25 protein-coding genes and 1 pseudogene are annotated in these 22628 nt (G+C 68.5%); 14 read left to right on the top strand and 12 right to left on the bottom strand.

Going from position 1 to position 22628, the window contains the following annotated elements; translation table 11 throughout:
* Window positions 1-92 precede the first annotated feature (92 nt).
* The 3 genes and pseudogenes from ACZ4FV_RS42350 to ACZ4FV_RS42340 all read left to right on the top strand — a co-directional run bounded on the left by ACZ4FV_RS42350 (window position 93) and on the right by ACZ4FV_RS42340 (window position 3320).
* On the top strand, window positions 93-1298 hold the full coding sequence (locus ACZ4FV_RS42350) for a glycoside hydrolase family 15 protein (protein ID WP_465326107.1): 1206 nt from the start codon (window positions 93-95) through the stop codon (window positions 1296-1298).
* Window positions 1295-2305: an SDR family oxidoreductase gene (locus ACZ4FV_RS42345; protein ID WP_465326105.1), complete on the top strand. Its 1011-nt coding sequence runs from the start codon at window positions 1295-1297 to the stop codon at window positions 2303-2305. The genes ACZ4FV_RS42350 and ACZ4FV_RS42345 overlap by 4 nt, the downstream gene beginning before the upstream one ends.
* Before the next feature lie 50 nt (window positions 2306-2355).
* A pseudogene (locus ACZ4FV_RS42340) lies at window positions 2356-3320 on the top strand (SDR family NAD(P)-dependent oxidoreductase).
* On the opposite strand, the gene ACZ4FV_RS42335 reads toward ACZ4FV_RS42340, so the two are convergent.
* The gene (locus ACZ4FV_RS42335; protein WP_465326103.1) at window positions 3209-4060 is read right to left on the bottom strand and encodes a sigma-70 family RNA polymerase sigma factor; all 852 of its coding nucleotides are present in this window, start codon (window positions 4058-4060) and stop codon (window positions 3209-3211) included. The pseudogene ACZ4FV_RS42340 and the gene ACZ4FV_RS42335 sit on opposite strands and share 112 nt — an antisense overlap.
* A gap of 565 nt (window positions 4061-4625) precedes the next feature.
* Here ACZ4FV_RS42335 and ACZ4FV_RS42330 point away from each other — a divergent pair.
* The 3 genes from ACZ4FV_RS42330 to ACZ4FV_RS42320 all read left to right on the top strand — a co-directional run bounded on the left by ACZ4FV_RS42330 (window position 4626) and on the right by ACZ4FV_RS42320 (window position 7051).
* On the top strand, window positions 4626-5342 hold the full coding sequence (locus ACZ4FV_RS42330) for a GAF and ANTAR domain-containing protein (protein ID WP_465326101.1): 717 nt from the start codon (window positions 4626-4628) through the stop codon (window positions 5340-5342).
* Window positions 5343-5392: 50 nt separating this feature from the next.
* The gene (locus ACZ4FV_RS42325; protein ID WP_465326099.1) at window positions 5393-6148 is read left to right on the top strand and encodes a GAF and ANTAR domain-containing protein; all 756 of its coding nucleotides are present in this window, start codon (window positions 5393-5395) and stop codon (window positions 6146-6148) included.
* Between the two features lie 90 nt (window positions 6149-6238).
* On the top strand, window positions 6239-7051 hold the full coding sequence (locus ACZ4FV_RS42320; RefSeq protein ID WP_465326097.1) for an SDR family NAD(P)-dependent oxidoreductase: 813 nt from the start codon (window positions 6239-6241) through the stop codon (window positions 7049-7051).
* A 117-nt stretch (window positions 7052-7168) separates the two neighbouring features.
* On the opposite strand, the gene ACZ4FV_RS42315 is transcribed toward ACZ4FV_RS42320, so the two are convergent.
* A complete protein-coding gene (locus tag ACZ4FV_RS42315; protein WP_465326096.1) occupies window positions 7169-7987 on the bottom strand; it encodes a sigma-70 family RNA polymerase sigma factor in 819 nt (272 codons plus the stop codon).
* Between the two features lie 250 nt (window positions 7988-8237).
* On the bottom strand, window positions 8238-8468 hold the full coding sequence (locus tag ACZ4FV_RS42310) for a hypothetical protein (RefSeq protein ID WP_465326094.1): 231 nt from the start codon (window positions 8466-8468) through the stop codon (window positions 8238-8240).
* A gap of 263 nt (window positions 8469-8731) precedes the next feature.
* Between ACZ4FV_RS42310 and ACZ4FV_RS42305 the strand changes: the two genes are divergently transcribed.
* Window positions 8732-9520, top strand: coding sequence for a GAF and ANTAR domain-containing protein (locus ACZ4FV_RS42305; protein ID WP_465326092.1), 789 nt, complete (start codon window positions 8732-8734; stop codon window positions 9518-9520).
* Between the two features lie 69 nt (window positions 9521-9589).
* Here the strand turns inward: ACZ4FV_RS42305 and ACZ4FV_RS42300 are convergent, their stop codons facing one another.
* On the bottom strand, window positions 9590-9937 hold the full coding sequence (locus ACZ4FV_RS42300) for an ester cyclase (protein ID WP_465326090.1): 348 nt from the start codon (window positions 9935-9937) through the stop codon (window positions 9590-9592).
* A 287-nt stretch (window positions 9938-10224) separates the two neighbouring features.
* Between ACZ4FV_RS42300 and ACZ4FV_RS42295 the strand changes: the two genes are divergently transcribed.
* Window positions 10225-10575 (top strand): hypothetical protein, encoded by a 351-nt coding sequence (locus tag ACZ4FV_RS42295; protein WP_465326109.1) that lies wholly within the window; start codon window positions 10225-10227, stop codon window positions 10573-10575.
* On the opposite strand, the gene ACZ4FV_RS42290 is transcribed toward ACZ4FV_RS42295, so the two are convergent.
* On the bottom strand, window positions 10501-10893 hold the full coding sequence (locus tag ACZ4FV_RS42290) for an STAS domain-containing protein (protein ID WP_465326088.1): 393 nt from the start codon (window positions 10891-10893) through the stop codon (window positions 10501-10503). The two genes, ACZ4FV_RS42295 and ACZ4FV_RS42290, sit on opposite strands and share 75 nt — an antisense overlap.
* A gap of 384 nt (window positions 10894-11277) precedes the next feature.
* Here ACZ4FV_RS42290 and ACZ4FV_RS42285 point away from each other — a divergent pair, with 384 nt between their 5' ends.
* Complete coding sequence (locus ACZ4FV_RS42285) at window positions 11278-11589, top strand: WhiB family transcriptional regulator (protein WP_465326086.1); 312 nt, start codon at window positions 11278-11280, stop codon at window positions 11587-11589.
* A 66-nt stretch (window positions 11590-11655) separates the two neighbouring features.
* On the opposite strand, the gene ACZ4FV_RS42280 is transcribed toward ACZ4FV_RS42285, so the two are convergent.
* Window positions 11656-12108: an ATP-binding protein gene (locus tag ACZ4FV_RS42280; RefSeq protein WP_465326084.1), complete on the bottom strand. Its 453-nt coding sequence runs from the start codon at window positions 12106-12108 to the stop codon at window positions 11656-11658.
* Window positions 12109-12414: 306 nt separating this feature from the next.
* Here ACZ4FV_RS42280 and ACZ4FV_RS42275 point away from each other — a divergent pair, with 306 nt between their 5' ends.
* Window positions 12415-13470, top strand: coding sequence for a DNA topoisomerase IB (locus tag ACZ4FV_RS42275; RefSeq protein WP_465326082.1), 1056 nt, complete (start codon window positions 12415-12417; stop codon window positions 13468-13470).
* Between the two features lie 136 nt (window positions 13471-13606).
* On the opposite strand, the gene ACZ4FV_RS42270 is transcribed toward ACZ4FV_RS42275, so the two are convergent.
* Entirely contained in the window at window positions 13607-14440 is an 834-nt protein-coding gene (locus ACZ4FV_RS42270) for a sigma-70 family RNA polymerase sigma factor (RefSeq protein WP_465326080.1), read from the bottom strand.
* Window positions 14441-15265: 825 nt separating this feature from the next.
* Here ACZ4FV_RS42270 and ACZ4FV_RS42265 point away from each other — a divergent pair.
* Together ACZ4FV_RS42265 and ACZ4FV_RS42260 are read left to right on the top strand one after the other, a co-directional pair.
* Entirely contained in the window at window positions 15266-16012 is a 747-nt protein-coding gene (locus tag ACZ4FV_RS42265) for an ANTAR domain-containing response regulator (protein WP_465326077.1), read from the top strand.
* 119 nt (window positions 16013-16131) lie between these two features.
* The gene (locus ACZ4FV_RS42260) at window positions 16132-16737 is read left to right on the top strand and encodes a flavodoxin family protein (RefSeq protein ID WP_465326075.1); all 606 of its coding nucleotides are present in this window, start codon (window positions 16132-16134) and stop codon (window positions 16735-16737) included.
* 420 nt (window positions 16738-17157) lie between these two features.
* On the opposite strand, the gene ACZ4FV_RS42255 is transcribed toward ACZ4FV_RS42260, so the two are convergent.
* Window positions 17158-17718: a hemerythrin domain-containing protein gene (locus ACZ4FV_RS42255; protein WP_465326073.1), complete on the bottom strand. Its 561-nt coding sequence runs from the start codon at window positions 17716-17718 to the stop codon at window positions 17158-17160.
* Between the two features lie 417 nt (window positions 17719-18135).
* On the opposite strand from ACZ4FV_RS42255, the gene ACZ4FV_RS42250 reads away from it, so the two are divergent.
* On the top strand, window positions 18136-18324 hold the full coding sequence (locus tag ACZ4FV_RS42250; protein WP_465326071.1) for a DUF2795 domain-containing protein: 189 nt from the start codon (window positions 18136-18138) through the stop codon (window positions 18322-18324).
* A gap of 225 nt (window positions 18325-18549) precedes the next feature.
* On the opposite strand, the gene ACZ4FV_RS42245 is transcribed toward ACZ4FV_RS42250, so the two are convergent.
* The 4 genes from ACZ4FV_RS42245 to ACZ4FV_RS42230 form a co-directional block, all read right to left on the bottom strand.
* Window positions 18550-18891 carry a tetratricopeptide repeat protein gene (locus ACZ4FV_RS42245; RefSeq protein ID WP_465326069.1) on the bottom strand — a complete coding sequence of 114 codons (342 nt, stop codon included), beginning with the start codon at window positions 18889-18891 and terminating at the stop codon, window positions 18550-18552.
* Window positions 18892-18937: 46 nt separating this feature from the next.
* Window positions 18938-19162, bottom strand: a complete 225-nt coding sequence (locus ACZ4FV_RS42240) for a DUF2795 domain-containing protein (RefSeq protein WP_465326067.1) — start codon at window positions 19160-19162, stop codon at window positions 18938-18940.
* Between the two features lie 326 nt (window positions 19163-19488).
* On the bottom strand, window positions 19489-20430 hold the full coding sequence (locus ACZ4FV_RS42235; RefSeq protein ID WP_465326065.1) for a glycosyltransferase family 2 protein: 942 nt from the start codon (window positions 20428-20430) through the stop codon (window positions 19489-19491).
* On the bottom strand, window positions 20408-21340 hold the full coding sequence (locus ACZ4FV_RS42230; protein WP_465326063.1) for a glycosyltransferase family 2 protein: 933 nt from the start codon (window positions 21338-21340) through the stop codon (window positions 20408-20410). The genes ACZ4FV_RS42235 and ACZ4FV_RS42230 overlap by 23 nt, the downstream gene beginning before the upstream one ends.
* 163 nt (window positions 21341-21503) lie before the next feature.
* On the opposite strand from ACZ4FV_RS42230, the gene ACZ4FV_RS42225 reads away from it, so the two are divergent.
* Window positions 21504-22619, top strand: a complete 1116-nt coding sequence (locus ACZ4FV_RS42225; protein ID WP_465326061.1) for a UDP-glucuronic acid decarboxylase family protein — start codon at window positions 21504-21506, stop codon at window positions 22617-22619.
* Window positions 22620-22628 lie beyond the last annotated feature (9 nt).

Below are 22628 nucleotides of genomic sequence, written 5' to 3'. Positions count from 1 at the left end.
GGACCGCAGTTCCTCGATCTCCCCCAGGTTCACACCCACCAGCATGCCGGAAACCGGCCAGTGAGATCAACAGAGCTAACGAAGTACTACTAGTGCTGGAGATCGGCGACCGCGCCCGATCCGCGACGGTGGACCCCGAACGGGCCTGGACGCGTACCCGCCGAGCCTGGAGCGAGGCGGTGCCCCGCCTGGACGTCACCCTCGCGCCCCGCGACGCCCGCCACGCGCACGCGGTGCTGCGCGGACTGACCGCCTCGACCGGCGGCATGGTCGCCGCCGCCACCACGAGCCTGCCCGAACGCGCCGAGCAGGGCCGCGACTACGACTACCGGTACGTATGGATCCGGGACCAGTGCTACGCAGGCCGGACGGTGGCCGCGGCGGGGGCGCACCCGCTGCTCGACGACGCGGTGCGCTTCGTCGCCGGGCGCCTGCACGAACACGGGCCGCACCTGCGTCCCGCGTACACGGCCGGGGGCGGACCGATCCCGGACCAGCGATGCGTGGACCTCCCTGGCTATCCCGGCGGATTCGACCGGATCGGCAACCGGGTCAACCGGCAGTTCCAACTCGACGTGTTCGGCGAGGCGCTGCTGTTGTTCGCCGAGGCCGCCGCCCGCGACCGCCTCGACCCCGACACCCACGCGGCCGCCCGGATCGCGGCCGAGGCGATCGCCCGCCGCCGTTTCGAGGCCGACGCCGGCATCTGGGAGCTGGAACCGCGCGCGTGGACGCACAGCCGGCTGATCTGCGCGGCGGGATTGCGGGCGATGGCCGCACATCTCCCGGACCCACCCACCTGGCGCGCTTTGGCCGAGGCGATCGTGCAGCACACGAGTTCGCACCAGCTGAACCCCGACGGCAGCTGGAAACGCTCCTCGCACGACGGGGCGTCGGATGCGGCCCTGCTGCTTCCGCCGCTGCGCGGTGCGCTCGCGGGCGACGATCCGCGCACGGTGGCGACGTTGAACGCCTACCGGGCCGAACTGACCGACGACCACTACGCATACCGCTTCCGACACGACGCGCGCCCGCCGGCCGAGGCTGAAGGGGCTTTCCTGCTCTGCGGGTTCGCGATGGCGCTCGCCGAGCACCAGCAGGGCCACGAGGCCGAGGCGCATCGTTGGTTCGAACGCAACCGAGCCTCATGCGGGCCGCCCGGACTGTTCACCGAGGAGTACGACATCACCCAGCGGCAACTGCGCGGCAACCTGCCGCAGGCCTTCGTGCACGCCCTGCTGTTGGAATCCGCCGCCCGCCTGAGCCGGCCTTGGCCTTCGGAAGGGAATCGATCATGACCCGCATCGTCGTCGTCACCGGAGCGAGTGCCGGTATCGGCCGCGCCGCCGCGCGCCTGTTCGCCGCCCGAGGAGACAGCCTGGCGCTGATCGCGCGGGGGCGGGCCGGTCTGCACGCCGCCGCCCGCGAGGTGGAGGCCGCGGGCGGCCATGCCCTCGTGCTGCCCACGGACGTCGCCGACCACGCGCAGGTGGAGACCGCTGCGGATCGCATCGAGGACGTGTTGGGCCCGATCGCCGTGTGGGTGAACGCCGCCTTCGCCTCGATCTTCGCCCCATTCGCGGAGATCACCGCCGAGGAGTACGAACGGGCCACCGCCGTCACCTATCTGGGATTCGTCAACGGCACCCGGGCCGCGCTGTCGCGCATGCGCCCACGCGACGCCGGGACCATCGTCCAGGTCGGCTCGGCACTGGGGGAACGGCCCATCCCGCTGCAGTCGGCCTATTGTGGCGCCAAACACGCCGTCAACGGCTTCACCGGTTCGCTGCGCACCGAACTGCTGCACGACAAGAGCAACGTACGCATCACGCTCGTGCAGATGCCCGCCGTCAACACCCCCCAGTTCACCTGGGTGCGGTCCCGCCTGCCCCGTAGGCCACAACCCGTCCCGCCCATCTACCAGCCCGAAATCCCCGCCCGGGCGATCGTGTTCGCCGCGGATCATCCCGACCGCAAGGAGTTCTGGGTCGGTGCCTCCACGGTCGCCACCATCGTCGGCAACCGCGTCGCCCCCGCCCTGCTGGACCGCTGCCTCGCCCGCACCGGCTACACATCCCAGCAGACGTCGCGACCCGGTGATCCCGACCACGACGGCAACCTCTACCGGCCGCTGGACGACGACGGCAGCCCCGGCGGCCACGATCGCGGCGCACACGGCGACTTCGACGAGCAGGCCGGCCGTCTCGCGCCGCAACCGTGGCTATCCCGGCACCGTCGCCTCCTGACGGCGGCGGCGGCGCTGTTGGCCGCTGCCGGCGTGGCAGCATCGCGCCGAGCCGCCTGAGCACGCTCGGACGCCGGCCCCCGGTGTTGATGTGATTGCCGCGTGTCTGCGTGGGCATCGGTGTCGGGAGTTGCCTCGGGGACGAACTCCAACGGAGCCCACACGCTACGGCTGCCGCCGGGGAAGGGGAACGCCATGACCGACACCACGCACGCCGGCCGCAAGGGCGCCTGCGTTCGCGATCGCGGGCGGACGTGGACGGACGGGTCGCACTCGTCACCGGCGGCTCGCGCGGCTTGGGCCTGCTCATCGCGCGCGAGTTGACCCGACTGGGGGCACGAGTGACGATCTGCGCCCGCGACGAGGAGGAGCTTGCCCGCGCCTCGGCGCTGACCCGCCGCGACATCGGGCGCCCGGTGTCCTGGGAGCAGTGTGACCTGAGCGACGAGCACAGCATCGACACGCTGGTCGCGGAGGTGACCAAGCGGCACGGGCCCGTGGAGATCCTTGTCGACAACGCCGGGATCATCACGGTGGGCCCCTCGACTCGTTGGATATCGACACCTTCCGCCGGGCGATCGACATCATGTTCCTGGGCGCGGTGCGGCTGACTCTCGCGGTGGTGCCGGGCATGCGCGAGCGCGGCGAGGGGAGGGTGATCAACGTGACCTCCATCGGCGGCCGGATCGCGGCACCACACCTGCTGCCCTACGACAGCGCGAAGTTCGCCGCAACGGGATTCTCCGAGGGACTGCGCGGCGAGCTCGCGGGTTCGGGGGTGAGCGTGACCACGGCGGTGCCCGGACTCATGCGCACCGGCTCCCACCGGCCGCGCGCTTCACGGGGCGCCGTTCGCGCGAATACGGCTGGTTCGCCGCCTGGGCGAACGCGCGGCACGCCGCTGGAACGAGCCCGGTACTTCCTGAGCTGTCGCCCCGCGTCCTCGAATTCACGACGGACGGATCAACGGGCGTGGAGCGCAACGGCCGCGCTGCGGGGGCGGCATGGAGCGGCCCGTTTCCCGCGTTCGGGCACCGGAGGCAGGGGCGCATCCTCCGTGGCGTACATGCCTTGACGCAATGTGTCGCAGGCTCGCGTGATCAACCGGGAGATGTGCATCTGGGACAGTCCCAGACGTCGGCCGATCTCCGCCTGGGTCATGTCGTCCCAGAACCGCATCTTCAGAATGCGGCGCTCGCGGTCGTCCAGGCGCGGGATGACCCGTCGCAAACTCAGCAGATCCTCGACGAGGTCCAAGGCCGGATCTTCGTGGCCGTGGAGATCGTACGGGGTGGCCTGACCGATGGTGTCCAGCGGCCGGTCCAGGGACCGGACGCGTTGCGCGTCGGCCACGGCAAGACCGGCGCGCACCTCGTCGGGAGTGATACCCAGACGCCGTGCGACTTCCTCATCCGTGGGTTCACGGCCGGAGACAGCGGTCATCTCGTCTCGTGTGCGCACCAACCGGAGGTACAACTCCTGGTCGGAGCGGGCCACGCGAATCTCCCACGCGGTGTCACGGAAGAAGCGTTTGACCTCGCCGCGCATGGTCGGCATCGCGTACGCCATGAAGCCGTTGCCCCGGTCGGGACGATATCGGTCGACGGCCTTGACCAATCCGATCGCAGCCGCCTGGCGCATGTCCTCGTACAGATCCGGCCGACGGCGACCGTAGGGCCGGCAGACGAAGCCGATCAGGTTCAGATTCGCCTCGATGATTTCCTCGCGCAATCTGCTGTGATCCGGTGTGCCGGGAGCGAGCACCGCCAGTTGGACAAGCAGCCGTTCGGTGCGAGCGGCGATTTCCTCGGTCACGGCGGATCGGCGGGTTGGTCGCCGTGGGCTCGCGGGTGGAAGGTCGCTGCAGGGCTTGGTGGCCGGTGGAGCGAGCCGCACGGCCTTGGTGGGGCCTCCCGTCTCGGCGCGCGTACGGTCGCCGCGAGCGGCGGCGAGGTTTGGACGACGCAACCGGGCCGCGTGGACTACGTGACGAGGGGGAGCCGTATACAGCGGCGAATCCGCTTCGGCTGGGAAAAGGGTCATGACGCGCCTCCGGACCCTGCCGGCTGGAGGAGTCGGCGGTCGACGGGGCCGCTGTTTGACCCTGCGCCGCTTTGATTCCACGAGATCGGCGTTTCACTCCGGTCGTTGCGAGAAAGATCATTCTCATTCGCGCCGTGAACGGCGGTTACGCGCAGTACGCCTCATGTCCACGCGCCGGGCGATTGCGTGGTGTGACGGTCGGGTCCGCAGCCGCAGGTGTTCCGGCACGCCGAGTCCGGTGAACCGTGCGCGAGTTCGGGCTCCGCAGCGGCCATAATGAGGGACCCTGTCAGGAGGAGGGTCACGGCGGGGAAAGCAGCCGGAACGAGGGCGGTGCATGAACGATCTGGCGCGAGTGGCGCAGACGGTGGCAGCCGCCGCGAACGGCAGCTCCCCCGAGTTGTTGAAGCGACTGTGCACTGCGTGTGTTCAGGCTGTGCCGGCTGCGGGGGCGGCGATTTCGATGATGTTCAAAGCGGATCAGCGCGGCGCGGTCGCGGCCAGCGACGAACGGGTGGCCCGGCTGGAGGAACTCCAGTTCACGCTCGGCCAGGGCCCGTGCGTGACCGCCTTCGCGGATCGACGGCCGGTTGTCCTCACCGATTTGCGGCGGCCTGGCGACGAGTGGCCGGTCTTCACGGCTCAGGCCGGAACCGGCGGCCCAGACGAGTTCCGCGCGATGTTCGCCTTCCCCTTGGCGCTGGGCGGAGCCCCGTTCGGCGTGCTCGACCTGTATCGCGATGAGCCGGGCGATCCCGCCGAGGGGCTGGCCACTCGGATGCGCGTGGCGGTCGACGCGGTCACATTGGTTCTTCTCGGGGCTTTGGGCGCCGCCGGTCAGGATCTCGAAAATGCGCAGGGGCTACCCGCTCCGGGCGACGACCAGGTCGAGGTGGACCAAGCGATCGGAATGGTCATGGCGCAGTTGGAGGTAGGGGCCGAGGAAGCGCTGGCACGTATGCGGGCTCATGCTTTCGCCAACGAGCAATTGATCGGCGACATCGCCCGTGCCGTGGTCGACCGTTCGCTGAGACTGCCCCGGGACGACCGATGAGGGGGCATGGGCGGGTCTCGGACGGCGTAGCTTGGGAGGTGGAGGTGTCCGTGATCGAGGAAGCACGGTTCGGAGCGGCGTTCGCCGGACTGACCGAGGCATTGGTCGGCGACTTCGATCTCGCCGACCTCCTGCACCGGCTCGCCGACGTGTGCACCGTGCTGTGCGGGGCGGTCGGCTCGGGCATTGTCGTGGCCGACGCCGGCGGTGCGCTGCGCGATGTGGCCTACAGCAGCGAGCGGATCCGTCGACTGGAGCGGCGTCAGCTCGCGGCCGACGAGGGGCCCTGCGTGGAGTGTTACCGCACCGGCGCCATCGTGGAGGAAGCGGATCTGGAGTCCGCGCGCGACCGCTGGCCCGTCTTCGCCCCGACGGCGGTGAACACGGGGGTGCGTTCGGTCCAGGCGTTGCCTCTGCGGTTGCGGGGCCGCACGGTGGGCGCGCTGAACGTCTTCCACGCCCACCCCGGGCACGTGGCGCCCGCGGTGTTGCGCGGCGCGCAGAGCTTGGCCGACCTGGCGATGCTGGGCATCGTCCAGTACCAGGACGACGAGCCGGTCGCGCTTGTGGACGCGCACATCACAACGGCCCTGATGGAGCGCTCGCTCATCGAGCGCGCCAAAGGCATCCTCGCCGAAACCGCGGATCTCGACATGGACGAGGCCTTCCTTCGACTGCACAGCTACGCCGACCGCAATGAACGCGGGATCACCGACGTGGCCCGCGCGCTGGTAGAGCGCCGACTCGATGGTGTCGCGATCGGCGGCGCCGGTGACGAACCCGGGACGTCGTCACCGGACGTCTGAGATCCGTACAGGCCGGCCTTGTCTCGCACGGCATGTGCTACGGCCCTGTTGAACCGGACATGATTTTTGTAGCCCGGGTAGCGGGGTGCCATGACCGAGAACACGGACAGCCGCCCCTTGGCGGTGGTGACAGGCGCGTCCAGCGGCATCGGCTTCGAACTGGCTCGAGAATTCGCCGTCCACGGTTTCGATGTCCTGATCAACGCGGAGGACGAGGCCATCCGGACGGCCGCCACCCGGCTGGCCGACACCGGCGCGCGGATCGAGTGCGTGCGTGCGGATCTGCGCTATTACGACGGAGTCCAGGAACTCTACGCCGCGATCGTGGCCACGGGCCGACCGGTGAGCGCGGTCGCGTTGAACGCCGGAGTCGGTCGAGGGGGCGCCTTCGTCGACATCGAGTTGGCCGATGATCTGGAGATCGTCGATCTCAATGTGCGCTCCACGGTGCACCTGGCGAAACGGCTGATTCGGGACATGGCGGCGCGCGACAGCGGCTCGATCCTGATCACCTCGTCGATCGCCGCGACGGTGCCGGGTGCCTTCCAGGCGGTGTACAACGCGTCGAAGTCGTTCCTCTTGTCCTTTGCCGAGGCGCTGCGTGAAGAGCTGGCCGATACCGGAGTGACGGTGACGGCGGTGATGCCCGGGCCTACGGAGACGGAGTTCTTCCAGCGCGCGGACATGGAGGGCACCAAGGTCGGCAGCCAGGACAAGGACGATCCGGCGCTGGTGGCCCGACAGGCTTTCGAAGCGATGACCCGGGGTCGGGAGAAGGTGGTCGCCGGTTCCGCGGGAACCAAGGCGCAGGGACTCGCCGCGAAAGTGTTGCCCGATCGGGTCAAGGCGAGGATGCATCGGCGGATCGCCGAGCCGGGCTCCGGCGGTAGCGGGTCGCAATAGTCCTGGCACGTGACCGCGCGCATTCCGGGCGCGTCTCGCGACCGGCGGCTCGGTGCCGGGATAGTCCCGGCACCGTGGCCGACCGTGGCTCGTGATGGGTTCGCTTCCCGGGCAGCGTCAGACCACGCGCATGTCGCGCCGCAGGATGGCATACGCGCGGCTGAGCAGCCGGGACACGTGCATTTGCGACAGCCCCAGAATGCGGCCGATCTCGGCCTGGGTCAGGTCGTCCCAGAAACGCATCTTGAGTATTCGACGATCGCGGTCGTCCAGACGCGGGATTGCGTCGCGGAGTGCGGTGAGGTCTTCTACCAGCCCGAGGGCGGGATCCTCGACGCCCTTCGTCTCGTGGCCGGTGCTGTGTTCACCCTCGCCGAGGGGCCGGTCCAGAGAATCGACTCGCTGGGCGGCACTCAGATTGAACCCGGTCCGGATCTTGGTCACCGGCAGGTCCAACTCGTCCGCGAGTTCCTGTTCGGTGGGCGTACGTCCGTTGCGGTCGGTCAGGTCGTCACGCGTGCGAACCAGCAGAAGATAGAGCTCCTTGTCGGCCCGCATGACATGCAGATCCCAGGTGGTGTCACGGAAGTACCGCTTGACCTCGCCGCGCATGGTCGGCAGGGCATAGGCGAGGAATCCGTTGCCGTTGCCGGGCCGGTAGCCGTCTACTGCTTTCACCAGACCCATCGCGGCGCATTGACGGATGTCCTCGCTCAGCTCCGGACGACGCCGATAGGGCCGACATACGTAGCCCACCAGGTTGAGATTGAGGGTCACGATCTCGTCACGCAGCGCGATGCGCTCGCGCGACCCGGGTCCGAGAACGTGTAGACGATGCAGCAACTCGTCGGTCAGCTGTGCCCGAGATGATCGGGATGCCTCTTCGCGGGCGGGACCTTCGGTCTTGTTCGAGGCAGCGGAGAAATGTGCAGGCACGGCACTCCTCTGGCGGCAGTCGTCGGGGTTCCCGACGGCGTGTCGGAGGGCCGCTGCTTGACCCATTACCGGATCCCTTCCACGAGCCGGCCGCTTGACACCTGCGGAAAGCGGCCGTTCGGATGGGCACCGGCTCCGACCGCGAGGAAGTGGCCTACCCGCCCGCAGAATTGCGCGAAGGCGCCGTCCTGAGACGGCGCCTTCGATGACGCTCTTGCGTTCGTGCGGTATCGCGATCGTTCTGCGGGTGCTACGCGTTGAGGCGCTTCGCCAGCAGTGCCTTGGCCTGCTCCGCGCCCTTGCGGCTCTCGCCTTGCGCGCGACGGAAGAAGTCCGCGAGTTCCGCGTCGCCCTCGCGTTCGGCGTCCGCGATGTAGGTCTCCAGCCGCAGCGCGTTGCTCAGGCAAGCTTCCGTGAACCACAAGATGTTGTAGTCCTTGTCCTTGGTCCCCGTTACCCGACCGGTCTCCTGTGTGGACATGACACCTCCTGGGAGTTCGATTTCCGTCGACCCCGCTACCCGGGTTTCGCGACGCCAATCACCAACTCGAGGCGGCCCGGTCGGCGTGAAGCCGGGTGACGTCCCCGCGGGCCGACTGCGATGGCAGGGGAACCCACTTGGCCGGATCGCCGGGCGACGACGGGAGCCCCGTGGGTGGGCGTTTCTTTCGGGTGCGATTCGGCGGACACTGGGTAGTGCATCGTCGGGAGTGGACGTCCGGAGCGGAAGGTCGGCCGAGGGACATGCGAGACCACACGGATCTGGAGATCGCGGCGAGGTTCGAGCGCATCGCTCGCACCCTGCACGAACAGCGCACTATCGAGGCCACCCTGGTCAAGGTCGTCGAATTGGCGCGAATCGCGGTCCAAGGCGCGGACTATGCCGGCGTGACCATGGTCAGTCGAAAAGGCATGGTCAGTCCCGCGTTCACCAGCCCGATCGTGCTGCGTCTGGACCGTGCCCAGGAAGAGCTCGGCCAGGGACCATGTCTGCAGGCCATGGCGGAAGGTACGTACGTGCTACGCCTGGCGGACGCACGGGACGAACCGCGATGGCCACGTTTCGCGGCCCGAGCTCGGGCCGAGGGTATTCACAGCATGATCGCCTGCCGGCTGACCACTGGTTCCGAGAACGTCGGTGCGCTCAACCTGCATGCCCACGCTCCCGATGCGTTCGACGACGCGGCCGTACACGTCGCCGAGATCTACGCCTCGTACGCGAGTATCGCCTTGGCCAACGCCGACCTGGTGGAGAACCTCCACCGAGCCATCGACACCAGACAGGAGATCGGGCAGGCGACGGGCATCCTGATGGCCCGCTACCAACTCGACGCGCGCAGAGCCTTCGAGTTGCTGACCCAAGCGTCACAGGATCTCAATGTGAAACTCCGCGAAATTGCCGCCTATGTGGTCACCACCGGACAAGACCCGACGGATCTGACGCCGCGTGACCTCGCCCGGCGGGGCCCGGTACGCCCGCTACGCCGAGACCGCGGAGCCGGAAACCCGGGCCGCGGCCCGGCAGGTGCGTGAGCCGCTGCTGCGAGTGTTCCCCGGTGGCCGAGCACGGCGAGCAGCTCGGGGGACAAGCGGTCGTGTACATCACCGGGCGCCCAGTGCGGTCAACATTCCGAGACCGTCGGAGACCACCCAGTACTCCGCGAGCCGGCCGCCGGAAACCCGGAAGATGTCGTGTCCGACGAAGGCGACTTCGGTACCCGGCGTCACCGTGGCTCCGGGGATTCCGCCGCGGTATTCGCCGTGGAAGGTCCATCGGGCGGAGACCTTGTCGCCGCTGACAAGCGGGCCGAGGTCGAGCGTGTTCTTGATGGAGCCGAAATAGGAGTGTGACTGCCGCACCTGTTCGACGAAGCCCCGGGGGCCGTGTGCGTCGAAGGCGGGCCAGTGGCCCACCGCGTCGGGGGCGAGAATCTTTTCGGCGAGGGCCAAGTCGCCCTCCTAAAGGTCGAAGATCCAACAGCGATAAAGGCGTGCGATGTCGGTCATTCTTCCACCATGTGCAGGCGAAAGCGGGGCGTCAACCGGTCCACTGAGGTCGTAGGCGCGTCCGGCGTGGTCGTCGCCGGTGAGGACGGCCGTGGCCGAGTCGCCGACGCAGCGCTCGTGGATGGCGGAGGCGGCGGCATCGGCACGCGGGGCGCGGGCGCTGTCGGATTGCTTCGTGGGCGGCTTCGGCGAACAGGGGGCGAGGTCCCATGGACCGCTGGTAGATCGCCTTGACGTTGTGGGAGATCGAGCCGGCGCAGGCGTCGTTGTCCCACACCATCCGCCCCTCGGCGGTCTTGACCACCCCCGGGCGTCAGGGCCGGGAGAAATCCGCGGTCGGCGTTCTCGAAATCGGTCTCGTCGTCGAACGGCAGCTCGACCATGCAAGCCAAAATGTCCCAAACAAGGCACTTGGATCCGCGCAGGAGGTCATCCTTCCCGTCGACTCCGACAAGATGGGCCATCCCCTCCCGATCTCGGGCCGGAGGGAAGGGTCAGAAGCCGGTTCACCCTGCGGGTCCGAACAGTTCGTCGGTTCCACTGAGTTCCAGGGCGAGCGCCACGATCGGGGCAACACGTAGGAGGCGCATTGCTCCACCCGCCGTGAGGACGTGGTGCCGGCCTCGAACGAGGGCGCGAATACCGGCGTGGTCGCAGAAGTCGATTCCGCCGAGGTCGACATGTACTTCGCGGTCTGCGGCTGTGATGCCGGTGAGCAGGTCTACGAGCCACGCGGCGTTGTCGACGTCGATTTCGCCCGTCAGCGAGACCAGGACCCGGTCGGGGCAGTCCGTGATCGTCGCCCGCAGGCTGCCAGGAACGTCGGTGGGGTGCGACGTCGATGGGAGTGGGGTCGGGTCGCATCCCGGTTTGGCATCCGGGGAAGATGTGGATCGCATGTCGGTGATGGCCGCCTCCGGAGTCCGCCCACGCCGGTGGGCTCCCGAAGGGCCGACTGCTTGACCCGGAATTCGTTCCACCCTAGGCCCGTCCCGGCCGTGGGTCCATGTCCATGCCCTAGTTACGCGTCGCATGTCGCGGTGGGCCGGGCCCGGGCCGGTCACCGTTCTCGGCTCCGATGGCCTTCCCGCACGGCGATCGGGGTTCCCCGAAGCGCCTTCTCGCTGTCCGTGGGTGCCGCGCTGCCCGTCGCCGGTGCCGCGAGCTTCGCGCCTCGCCCGTTATGCACAGAATGCCGTATCGCCCCCTGGGGATCACCGCGGTTCGCGGTACCTATTCGGCCGGAATCACCCGTGTGGGCGCCGCTCTGCCGGGCAGCCGGGATGCAGGAGGTGATTTCGACCATGCGATCCCACACGGGATGGATGAATCACGCGGTGTGCGCGAGCGCCGATCCGGAACTTTTCCACCCCCTCGACCAGGGACGTTCAGGCCCGGAGAAGATCACGGTCGCACGTGCGCTGTGTGCGCGCTGCCCGGTTCGCGGCGCGTGCCTGGATTGGGCGCTGGAATCGGACGAACGCTACGGAATCTGGGGCGGGTTGACCGCGGACGAGCGCCGAGTTCATACCGCGCGCTGCCGCGCCGCGTCCGTTCGACGATCGGGTGGGAGGCCCCAACGGGCCCGACGCTGAGCCGGAGCGGTCAGGTCCCATCCGCGTCCTTGTGACCGCATGTTTCCGGCTCCTTGCATCGGTCGCTCACCGAAGTTCGTCGGAGTAACGGATGCGGGCGGTGACGGCCTTGCCGTCGTGGCGGTCGACGACGAAGAGATGAGTGCTGAGGGACCGGACGAGTTCCAGGCCGTGCCCGCTGGGTCGGTACGCATCGCCCGCTCGTCGAACAGGGTGTTCAGGGCTGGTGTCGCGGACCGTCACGCGCACCTCGCCGTCGACGTTGTCGATTTCGAGGACGCACGGGCCTGGTGCGTGTCGTACCGCGTTGGTGACGAGTTCGCTGACGATCAACTCCACTGTGGCGGCCAGCGCGCGGAGTTCGCCCACCTGCGGATCCATGAATGCGCGCAGCGCCCGACGTGCGCGGGCCGCGGTCCCGGGACCGCCGTCCAAGGCGATAGGTCCGCTGGACGCGGTCGGATGCGACGGCGGGACGATGGGCTCCTCGGGAGCCGGCATGCCGCGGGGTTGCTCCATCACCCTCCCTGTGGGGAACGGGACGGCTTCGCCGTCGGGAGGCGGCGCCGTCGTGTTCGTCTTTTGTACCCCGCTCGCAGGCCTGGCGGGGCGAATCCTCCCCGAAGAACGCGTTCCATGGTCTCGCCTTCCGTACGATCTGTCGGGTGTGGTGAGCCCTTCGTATCCGCCGCGCGGTCCGCCGACCCGCGCGAGGAGCCGTGTGCTGCGCATGACTGCGCCGGAGGAGGGCAAGCGATCTTTGCTCGCACGGCACTGGGGCAGGCACGGGGCCTGCGGACTCCCGACAAACGCGAAGGGCCAGACGTGGGTACGAGTACCGGACCGGCCTCCCGGCTCAAGTACGTGAATCCGACCGACCCCGGCCTGACTCGGCGCCGTCGCGGGCGCGGTTTCGGCTATCACGACGCCGACGGCTCAGCCGTGACCGATCCCGCCGTCCTTGACCGTATACGCGCCTTGGTCTTGCCGCCGGCTTGGACCGACGTCTGGATCTGCGCACGCCCGGACGGCCACATCCAGGCGGTGGGCACGGACGCGGCCGGGCGGCGACAATACGTCTACCACGAACTGTGGCGGGCCCGCCGGGACGCGGCCAAGCACGAGCGCGCCGCCGACTTGGGCCGCCACCTGCCGCGCGCCCGCACCAGGGTGGAACAGGACCTGGCTCAACCGGGCCTGGGCCGCGAGCGAGTCCTCGCCGCCTGTTTCCACCTCGTGGATCTGGGCTTCTTCCGTTCCGGCAGCGAACAGTACGTGCGCGCCAACGGTAGTTGTGGACTGACCACGCTGCGTCGCGAGCACGTCCGGGTCAAGAACGGACAGCTTCGATTCACCTTTCCCGCCAAAAGTGGACGAACATACACGCGGGTGCTGGTGGACGACCAGGTCAAGCCCGTGGTGGTGGCGCTGCGCAGAACCGCGACCGACGACGGTCCGCTGTTCCGCTACCGGGCTCAGGATCGTCGCCTGTGCTTCGTTCGTGCCGACGACGTCAACGCGTACATCCGTGAGCGCGCCCGCGGCGACTTCACCACAAAGGACTTCCGGACGTGGCACGCCACCGTGCTGGCCGCCGTGGGCCTGGCGGTCTCCGGGGCGGTCGCGGACTCGCCCACCGCACGGCGCCGCGCACGCACCAGGGTGATCCGGGAAGTGGCCGACTATCTGGGCAACACCCCCGCCGTGGCGCGCGCCTCGTACATCGACCCGCGAGTGTTCGACTGCTACGAACGCGGCATCACCGTCGCCGGCACACTCACCCGGCTCGGCGACGGGACGGATTTCGGCGACCTGGCCACCCGCGGGCCGATGGAGCGCGCGGTGCTGCGCATGCTGGACGGCGCCGACCGATCACGGTAGACGCGACTTGGGGGTATACGAAGAGGGGTATACGAAGACGCGCACACCGCCGAACAGCCCATTCAATGCCGACATGGGTCACCATCTCGTTCGGCCGCCCGCCCGTCCCGCCGGCGCGGCGCTCTTGGCCTATCGATCAGCCGGTTTGCATGCTCTGGCGCAAGCTGGCAAACGTGCGCGTGAGCAGGCGGGAGACGTGCATCTGGGAAAGACCCAACCGCTCGGCGATCTGAGTTTGGGTCAGGTCGTCCCAGAAGCGCATCTTGAGAATGCGTCGGTCCCGGTCGCCGAGATGAGGAATTGCGCTGCTCAGACTGACGATGTCGTCCACCAGCGCCAGTTGCCTGTCCTCGATGCCCTGGATGTCGTATGGGCTGCCGCCCTCGTCGTCCGCGCCCATGGGCCGATCCAGTGAGGCGGGCCGCTGGGCGTGGGAAAGCGCGAGCGTGGCCTGTACATGCGAGGCGGTCGTGCCCATCTCCTGAGCGAGTTCCTCGTCCGTAGCCTCGCGTCCCAACTCTTGGATCATGGAGTCACGTCGGCGCAGCGCCGCCAGGAAGAGTTCCTGGTCGGCTCTGGCGACACCCACGCTCCACACGAAGTCGCGGAAGAAGCGCTTGACCTCGCCGCGCATGGTCGGCATGGCATAGGCGAGGAAAGCCTTGCCGTATTCGGGGCGAAATCCATTCACGGCCTTGACCAGTCCCAGGGCGGCGGCCTGGTACATGTCCTCCCGCAGGTCCGCGCGCCTTCGGTAGGGCCGGCAGACGTAGGCGACCAGGTTGAGGTTGAGTTCGACGATTTCGTCCCGCAGGCGCGTGTGCTCTCGGCTGCCGGGCGTCAGATCGGCCAATGCGACCAGCAGCCGATCCGTGCGTTCGGACACGTTCTGGACCTCGGGGTGTGCCCTGCGGTTCACGCGCGGGTCCGGATGGTCAGGGCCGGGGGACGGGGGAAGGACATCGGACATGAAAAGCTCCCGAAAAGGCGGCGTTCAACGGGACTGTGCCGAACCCTCCGAAAGCGGAGTGGTCGGCGGGTCGGATCTTCACCGCGACCCATGCCGGCAGAAGGACTGCGGGCACCATGGATCCAGCGCATGCGACTCGGCCACGTCCGCGCCCGTGCACTGCGGCGAGGTGTCGTCGAGTAGCGGTGGGCGCACGGCGCAGGCGACGGCGCGAAACACGTCGAAGACACCGGTGCCCGTGAGAGCCGGCTCGCCGGGGAGGAAGAGTCAGCGTGCGCCGACGGGGGACACGAAAGACGGGGGTGCCCGGCTGGCGACGACATTGCGGCCTCCCTCGTTGCCGAAGGGCATTCGGCATCGGAAAAGGGGCCGCCTGCTTGACCCGCGTCCCATTACTGCCACGCAATCGCTTGCTTCACTCCTTGCGGGGGCAGGAAGTGCGTCCGATGGACCAGCGGAAGTCTTCCAATGGCCTCACGTCCGGTGCCGGCGCGGGGTTCGTCGAGTGCAAGCGGCGCTGCGGGGGCATCGGTGCGGCGTGTCATTGACGCGTTGGGATGTCGGGCAGGGCGGGTGGCTCATGGCCGGTGGAGAGTGGTTGCATAAGACGCACAGGCGTGAACACGGTTCATACGCAGGGAGGTCACGCTGGTGGGCGGGGTTGTCGCCCCGATGCTGTCGGGGTCGGTCCCGGTGGGCGGATTACGATCGAAGACGCCTGCACGCGGATGCGAGTGCCACGCCTTCGCGCACCGCGGCACCGGCGGACGGGACTTGTTGCAACGAACGCGCGCGAGGGGCGCGGCAACGCGAGAGGTGATCAGAGTGCGCGTCGACCAGAACGCGTCGCCCGATGCCGAGCACGGAGTGGTGACAGCGTTGGACTACGTCGCTTCCGTGCTGGACGAACCCGAACCGGCATGTGATCCGGCACGGTTGGTCGTGACACTGTCGGGTGCGGTGGCGGACGCCGCCGGTGTGGGCGTGATCGCCCGTGATGCCGGCGGTGCCCTGGAGGTGGTGGCGTCCACCACGCGGGTGAGTGCGAGCTTGGACAGACGGCAGTGTGCTTTCGAGCAGGGGCCCGGGGTGGCCGTGATCGCCGAGGACGCCGTGCTGCGCGCGGATCTCGCGCTGCTGCGCAAGCGGTGGCCCGCTTTCGCCGCGTCTGCCCAGGCGGAAGGGGTTCGTTCGTGCCTGGCGTTGGCGATGACCTTGGCCGAGGGGCGCCGCGCGGCCTTGACCGTCTACGGATCAAAGCCCCTCGGGCTGCGCCCGATGCAAGAGGCCCTGCTACGGGCGACCGCGGCGGCCGTATCGCGCTCGGTGGCGCATGCCGAGCGCGAGCGCGAAGCGCGAGACCGGGCGGAGCACTTGCGACGCGCGATGGCCTCGCGAGCGGTCATCGACCAAGCCAAGGGGCTGCTCATGGCCATGCACGGAGTCGACGCCGATCGTGCGTTCGGGATCCTGTCGCGCGCCTCCCAGGCACGCAACGTCAAACTGCACATCGTTGCCCGCGAGTTGATCGCGTCGATCGTCCCGACGGCCGATGATTGCGCATCGATCTGACGCGGGGTGAGCAGGTCGCGGTAGAGGCCGTCGCGAAGGGGCGTTTTCGCGGAGCCGTTCCCTCGCGCTGTCCAGCGGACTGGGACATGGCGATCGACGGTGTGGGTAGCAGCGACTCCATGCGCGCACTCTTCATCAACTGCACCCTGAAGCCGTCCCCCCAGGAGTCCAACACTCATGCCCTCGCGGCGGTCGTCATGGACGCCCTGCGGCAGCGCGGCGTGGACGTCGAGGAGGTCCGAGCGGTCGATCTCGATCTCAAGCCGGGTGTCGAAGTGGACATGGGCTCGGGAGACGATTGGCCGTCCGTGTACGAGAAGGTACGTTCCGCGCGGATCCTGGTCGTCGCGTCCCCGACCTGGTTGGGCCGGCCGTCCTCGGTTGCCCAGCGGGTGTTGGAGCGCATGGACGCCATGATCGCGGAAACGGACGACGAGGGCCGTCCGGTCGCCTACAACCGAGTCGCGGGTGTCGTGGTCACGGGCAACGAGGACGGCGCTCACCACGTGATCAGCGAAATCACCGGTGCCCTCGGCGACATCGGTTACACGATCCCCGGCCAGGCGTGGACGTACTGGCACCTGGGCCCCGGCCCCGGCCCCGATTACGTCGAAGACGACCAGGGCCACGAATGGGCGCACAAGACGGGCCGCGCGATGGCGGCCAACCTTGTCGGCGTGGCCCGGGCCCTCGAAGCACACCCCCTCGGCCCGCCGCCGGAGTAGGGCGGCCTGGGGCGTCGTTCACCACGGTCGGCAGGACGGTGACCCGGATGCGAGGCAATTCGCCGACCGTGCCTGGCTGGCCGACGAGCACATGCGGACACGGCGATCGCCGGCTTCGTGACGAGGATGGAGCGCTTCCTGGGCGACGTGCCACCGTTCAACCACTTCGGCTACCACCTGCTGGGTCGAGGCGACCAAAGCGATGACCTGATGCGTCGTCGTGGCGGCGCTCCGCTGCCCGACGGCACCCGTCGAAGGACTCGTCTCGAAGAGCGTGCACCACGCGCGTGGCGCACCGCTTCGCGATCGACGAGGCACCGTCCCGCGAGAGCAACCCGGACGACCCCTACGGCTCCCGGGGCCGTGAAGGAGAGTCGGCTTCCAGGCTCTCCTCACGGTCCCCGGCGCACACCATGGGACTCAATGCCTGCCACGGCCGGAGAGCAGATCGCGAGCCCGGTCCACCAATCCTGCTCCCGGGGCGAGGATCCTGTTGGCGGGCGGCGTGTCGGGCGCGGATGGGTGTGGGCGGGTCGGCGCCGTCTTCTTCGCCGCGCGGACCTTGTCGCCGAGCGTGTCGAGCGCCTCGGCCGTGCACGCGGCGACGAGCAAGGGGAACAGACGCCCTTCCTCGTCACGGACGTGCTCGCTTACCGCGAGCCGGAGACGGGCGACCAAGTCATCGAAGCGTGGATCCTCGGCGTCACGCCCTTCCAACTCCTTGAGCAGTTTCTCCACCTCGGCGTGGTCGGCGATCTCCTCGTCCGCGATCTCGTCTCCGCCATCGACGTGTTCGCGTACAGCGGGATACAGGTGCAACTCCTCAGCGACCGAGTGGCGAACCAACTCCATGGTCAATTCGTCAGCGGTTTCGCGGCGTCGCCGGTCTCCGACGGGCAGGGTCTCGATTCGCGCGAAGAGCGCCTCGACCTCGCGGTGATCGACCATGAGTTCCTCGATGATGTTCCCGCCGTGTCCCATGGCTCGCCTCTCGTTCGTACCGCAGGCGCCGGGGGCGCGCCGTCCCCACCCGCTACCCGAGCGATCGGTCCGCACACATGCGGCCGGTTTGCGCCGAAGGCGGCCTTCGCCGCGAGCAACCCGGGCGTTCAAAGGCTGCCATGAGCGCGCCACGGAGTACGCGGGCGGAACGGGCTCACGACTTGGTGGCTCACCGGTATCCGCACCTCCTGACCGGGCTTGAGATCCCGCGGGTTCGCGAGCGTCTCTCGACGGGCCCGAATCGACATGAATGGGACGGGCGCTGTCGGGCAATGGATGCGAGGCCCCGGCGATCGCCTGTGGGATGTCGAAGTCGATGACCCGTCGACGACAGCCCCGTGTGCGGTCGAGCGGAGGCATGACCTCGATGGCATCGAAATAGTGGAGGCGTACGCCATGACCGAGTCCAGCCCCATCGACCTGCAGAAGGCCCTCAAGGGCGCCGAGTATCCATGCGACCGAGACGCGTTGGTGGAACTGGCGGCGAGCAACGGAGCAGATGACACGTTGGTGGACCGTCTTCGCGATCTGCCGGACACGTCCTTCGACGGACCCAACGAGGTGAGCAAGGCAATCTTCGACTGACCCCGCTTCGCCCCCGGCGTGTGAACGTGTTCCGCCGGAGGTGCGCATGTACCGGATGTTGGCCGGCCCGGCGACGGCGCCGGGCCGGCCAACATCGGTGGTCGCATTGGTAACGGAAATCCGACGTCGAACCCCTGACGTCGGCGCGCGGTCGTGTCGCACATACGCGGCCAGGGTTGTTTCGGGTCGATGCCGGAGAGATCCCGATCGAGCGTTCGGACCAACCTACGGACGGTTTGAACCATCGGATCCGGACGCTCGAGCGCGCCAATGGACGGCTTCGTCCGCGCGGCCCAAACTTTCGAGTGCACGCGCGAGGGCGAGCATAGCCTCCGTGTGATCGGCCTCGTTTGCCCGCTGCCACCACCGATCGGCTCCGCCTGCATCGCCGCGATCGTACAGAAGCAGGGCCATCCCGGTCATGGCGTCGGGGTCGCCCGCCTGCGCCATCGGCTTCCAGCAGCGCTCGGCCTGCTCGGCGTCGCCCTTCTCATAGGAGCGCAGTCCCATGACGAACCTGGCCGGCGCGCTTTCCGAAGCTTCGAACGACGTGCCGTCAGCGTTCACGTGTTCCACCTTCGGTCCAGTGGCGTCAAACCTCGACGAGTCAGCGTCAGGTGCGATGCTCTTCGGTACCCAGTCCCAGCCTTCGGGCGACGTCCTGCATATTCGCGTAGCGGGCGTCCCCGTCGGGCAGCCCCATGACCAGCTCCACCAAGTCGTCGGACGCGTGGTTGTTGCGAAGCGTGCCCAGAAGCAGGTCGCGGTCCGCCGGGAAGGCGTCACGGCCGAGGTGTCGAGCCAGTTCGCTGCGCAGTTCGACGTCGCGAGGTGACATGCCCGGGGGCGTTCCGCCGGCACGGACGGCGTTGCTCGGGTTCACCGGTTCGGTCGGAGTCCGGCTTGTGTCGTCGGAATGTGTAGCCATGATCCTGGTAGTCCTTGGGGGTGAGCGGCGATCGCGCGATGGCCATCGCCTGGTGGGAACAGCCGATGTCTGCGGCGGAGGGCCGGCGGCCCGCCTCGCTTCGAGGCGGCCCCGGTTCCGCCGTGGAGAACCCCAACCCCGCTGCCCGGGCGGCGGGGTCTGAAACACACCTTGAAGACGCTGCCGTGGCCGACTCGTCGTCATCCATGCGCCGCCCGAACGCGTCGACCGGCGTGTCAACCCACGTAGCGGCGCGCGCGGCCCGTGAGTTGATCGTTCTCCAAGGTGCGCAGTCCGCGTTCGGCCGCGGCCGGCAGGACCCGGCGCTCACGCAGCACTCCGGGCAACCCCCGGCAGGTGTCCAGGACAGCCAGTGCGGAGACCCGATCACGAGGGACACTGCGCAGTAGACGCACAGTGCGCACCAGGGCCCGTCCGGCGGGGCGGCGCAACCATGTGAACCACAGTGTGTTGCGAATGCCGGCGCGGCGCCGGGCCGTGGGATCGCGCAGACGGGAGGCTTGATGATGGACCACGACCTCGTCGGCGTACAACAGGACATATCCGGCGGCGCTCAGGTCCGCCGACAGCAACTCTTCCTCACCGCCGATCAGTAGGCGCTCGGAGAAGCCGCCGACGGCACGGAAGGCATCGACGCGCACCATGGACGCACCGGCCAGAATGCTGCCCAGCACCGGTCCGGGTACGTCGACGCCCTCGGGAACCGGCACGGGTGAGTTGCGCAGCTCGGGGACGATGGGGTCCTCTTCGCCGTGCGGCTGCACGATGATCCGGCCCGTCACCGAAGCGACGCGAGGGTGGGCGTCGAGAAGGTCGGCCGCGCGAGACAAGGCTCCGGGGCTCCACCAGACGTCGTCGTCACAAAAGGCGACGTAGGGCGTGGCTACGTTGCGGATGGCGATGTTTCGGCCCACCGCGCCCAAATTTTGTGGCAGAGGGAGCACCGAAACCCATGGATGCGAACGGTCGAGGGTCTCAACGGTGCCGTCGCGGGAGGCGTTGTCCACCACGACGACCGGGCCCACGTCCGGGAGGTCGTGCAGAGTGGCGAGAGTCCGCAGCAATTCCTCGCGCCGGTTGTGGGTGATGATCACGACGGTGTAACGCGCGGTCGCGGCATCGATTCCGTGGGGTTCACGCGGGTCCGATTGCAGCATCGGTGCTCTCCAGGGTCGCGGAGTTCCGGGCGGCTTCCACCAAGGTGATCTCCCGAACGACGTGTGGGGGCAACCGCCGGTGCTCGCGCACCACCAGCGGGACGGCCGCGAGCACGCCCAGGGCCGCCTGCCGTGCCGCCGGGTCGGAGGCGGCGGTGCGAACCAGTGCCCACCACGCAGGCAAGGCCAGGCGAGGAGGCAGGCGCATGAGTCGTACGAGCACGTCGTTCCGGGCGACCCTCGTTCGTCGTTCGCGAGAATCGCGGACAGGCGAAGGGTGGTGGTGCGCGACAATGCCGGGCACGTAGGCCAAGTGCAGGCCGGAGGCCGCCAGATCCCATGCCAATAGTTGCTCCTCGCCGCCGATGACCAGAAAGCGAGCGAAGCCTCCCACCCGGCGAAACGCCGCACGGCGGACCACGGCGCCGCAGGCGAGGAAGCCCAGCACAGCTGCTCCGGGTGTCTTGGGGCGTCGCCCCAAGGGACTGTCCCGCATCAATTCCGTGACCGGATCGGGCTCTTCGTCGGACCCCACCAGGATGCGTGCGGCCAGCACGGCGGTATTGGGGTGTGCGTCAAGTACTCGCGTGGCCTCGGCCAACGACCCGGGCGCCCACCACGAATCGTCGTCACTGAACGCGACGTAGCGGGTTTGCGCGGCGTCCACCCCCAGATTGCGGCCCGCTGCCCCGAGGTTGCTGTCACTGCGGATCACCCGCACGGCCGGATGCCGGGCTTTGACCGCCTCCGCCGTGCCGTCCGTGGAAGCGTTGTCGACCACAATCACCGGCGGACGTTCCGGCAGCTCCAGCAGCCGGGTCAACGTCGCGCACAACTCCTCGCGACGGTCACGAGTGGCGATGACGACCGTCACCGCCGATGGCGTGAAAGTCCCGCTGCTGTCCGGCATCCTTCTCGACCTCCGCGGTGATGTCCGACTTTTCGTAAGCCTTCCTTCCGCGCCCCCTTACCCGACGCGAGCGATCGCACGCCGGCCGGGTGGCGGATCGTTTGTCTCGGGGTCGCGCGGGTAATCGGGATCCGTTCCCTGTGCCGCATCCGAAGGATTTGCCATGTCACCCGAGGCAGTTCGGCGACATTCGAGCCGGGACGATGGAGCTTCCGGCTCAGCTTCCGCCCCCGTTTTCGCCGGTTCCGCCGGCCGGGCACCGACAACGCCCACGCACGTCGCGGCGAACCCGGCGGGCGCACTGAAGGCGAACCTGCCGGAGCGCCGGTTTCGACGCGTGGTCGTCACGGGAGGAGCCGGCTTCCTCGGCTCCCATCTATGTGAGCGGCTATTGAACGACGGCGCGGAGGTGGTGTGCCTGGACAACTTCCTCACTGGTGCACCGGCCAATGTCGCGCACCTGCTTCCCGATCCCGGCTTTCGGCTGGTTCGCTGCGACGTCAGCGAGTTTGTGCACGTGCCCGGCGATGTCGACCTCGTGCTGCACTTTGCTTCGCCCGCGTCGCCACTGGACTATCTGGAATACCCGATCCACACGCTCAAGGTAGGCAGCCTGGGTACCTTGCACGCCTTGGGTTTGGCCGGCGAGAAGAACGCCAGGTTCGTACTGGCGTCCACGTCGGAGGTCTACGGCGACCCGCTGGTGCATCCGCAGCCGGAGGACTACTGGGGCAACGTCAACCCGATCGGCCCGCGAGGAGTCTATGACGAGGCCAAGCGCTTTTCGGAGGCACTGACGATGGCCTACCGGCATTCGCGCGGGTTGGACGCAGCCATCGTACGGATCTTCAACACGTATGGCCCCAGGATGCGCCCCAACGACGGCCGGGCGATTCCCGCGTTCGTCTGTGCGGCACTGCGCGGAGAAACGCTCCGTGTGCACGGGGACGGCTCCCAAACGCGCTCGATCTGTCATGTGGACGACACCGTGGCCGGAGTGCTGGCCCTTGCGGCATCAGCACACTCGGGTCCGGTCAATATCGGCAATCCTGACGAGATGAGCGTGTTGGAACTGGCTCGCCGGATCCTGGATATCACCGGCTCGGACGCCGATGTCGAGTTCGTCGAGCGCCCGGTCGACGATCCCACCACCCGCCGACCCGACATCACCTTGGCCAGTGAACTACTGGGTTGGGAGCCGCATGTGCATTGGCGCGAAGGACTCCGGGGCACCATCGACTGGTTCGCGGCCCAACCGGGCATCTACGACGCGGCCTGAGCCGGCGCG

It is taken from the genome of Embleya sp. NPDC025285 (assembly GCF_055558835.1).
The sequence above is the reverse complement of the archived record's forward strand: the minus strand, read 5'-3'. Positions and strand labels throughout refer to the sequence as shown.

Bases quoted from the DNA above. Each gene is read 5' to 3' on its own strand.
- ACZ4FV_RS42345 (WP_465326105.1), top strand. From the start codon at position 1,295: ATGACCCGCATCGTCGTCGTCACCGGAGCGAGTGCCGGTATCGGCCGC.
- ACZ4FV_RS42330 (WP_465326101.1), top strand. From the start codon at position 4,626: ATGAACGATCTGGCGCGAGTGGCGCAGACGGTGGCAGCCGCCGCGAAC.
- ACZ4FV_RS42320 (WP_465326097.1), top strand. From the start codon at position 6,239: ATGACCGAGAACACGGACAGCCGCCCCTTGGCGGTGGTGACAGGCGCG.
- ACZ4FV_RS42310 (WP_465326094.1), bottom strand. From the start codon at position 8,468: ATGTCCACACAGGAGACCGGTCGGGTAACGGGGACCAAGGACAAGGAC.
- ACZ4FV_RS42280 (WP_465326084.1), bottom strand. From the start codon at position 12,108: ATGGAGCAACCCCGCGGCATGCCGGCTCCCGAGGAGCCCATCGTCCCG.
- ACZ4FV_RS42290 (WP_465326088.1), bottom strand. From the start codon at position 10,893: ATGCGATCCACATCTTCCCCGGATGCCAAACCGGGATGCGACCCGACC.
- ACZ4FV_RS42255 (WP_465326073.1), bottom strand. From the start codon at position 17,718: ATGGGACACGGCGGGAACATCATCGAGGAACTCATGGTCGATCACCGC.
- ACZ4FV_RS42230 (WP_465326063.1), bottom strand. From the start codon at position 21,340: ATGCCGGACAGCAGCGGGACTTTCACGCCATCGGCGGTGACGGTCGTC.
- ACZ4FV_RS42260 (WP_465326075.1), top strand. From the start codon at position 16,132: ATGCGCGCACTCTTCATCAACTGCACCCTGAAGCCGTCCCCCCAGGAG.
- ACZ4FV_RS42285 (WP_465326086.1), top strand. From the start codon at position 11,278: ATGCAGGAGGTGATTTCGACCATGCGATCCCACACGGGATGGATGAAT.
- ACZ4FV_RS42235 (WP_465326065.1), bottom strand. From the start codon at position 20,430: ATGCTGCAATCGGACCCGCGTGAACCCCACGGAATCGATGCCGCGACC.
- ACZ4FV_RS42240 (WP_465326067.1), bottom strand. From the start codon at position 19,162: ATGTCACCTCGCGACGTCGAACTGCGCAGCGAACTGGCTCGACACCTC.
- ACZ4FV_RS42225 (WP_465326061.1), top strand. From the start codon at position 21,504: ATGTCACCCGAGGCAGTTCGGCGACATTCGAGCCGGGACGATGGAGCT.
- ACZ4FV_RS42270 (WP_465326080.1), bottom strand. From the start codon at position 14,440: ATGTCCGATGTCCTTCCCCCGTCCCCCGGCCCTGACCATCCGGACCCG.
- ACZ4FV_RS42305 (WP_465326092.1), top strand. From the start codon at position 8,732: ATGCGAGACCACACGGATCTGGAGATCGCGGCGAGGTTCGAGCGCATC.
- ACZ4FV_RS42250 (WP_465326071.1), top strand. From the start codon at position 18,136: ATGACCGAGTCCAGCCCCATCGACCTGCAGAAGGCCCTCAAGGGCGCC.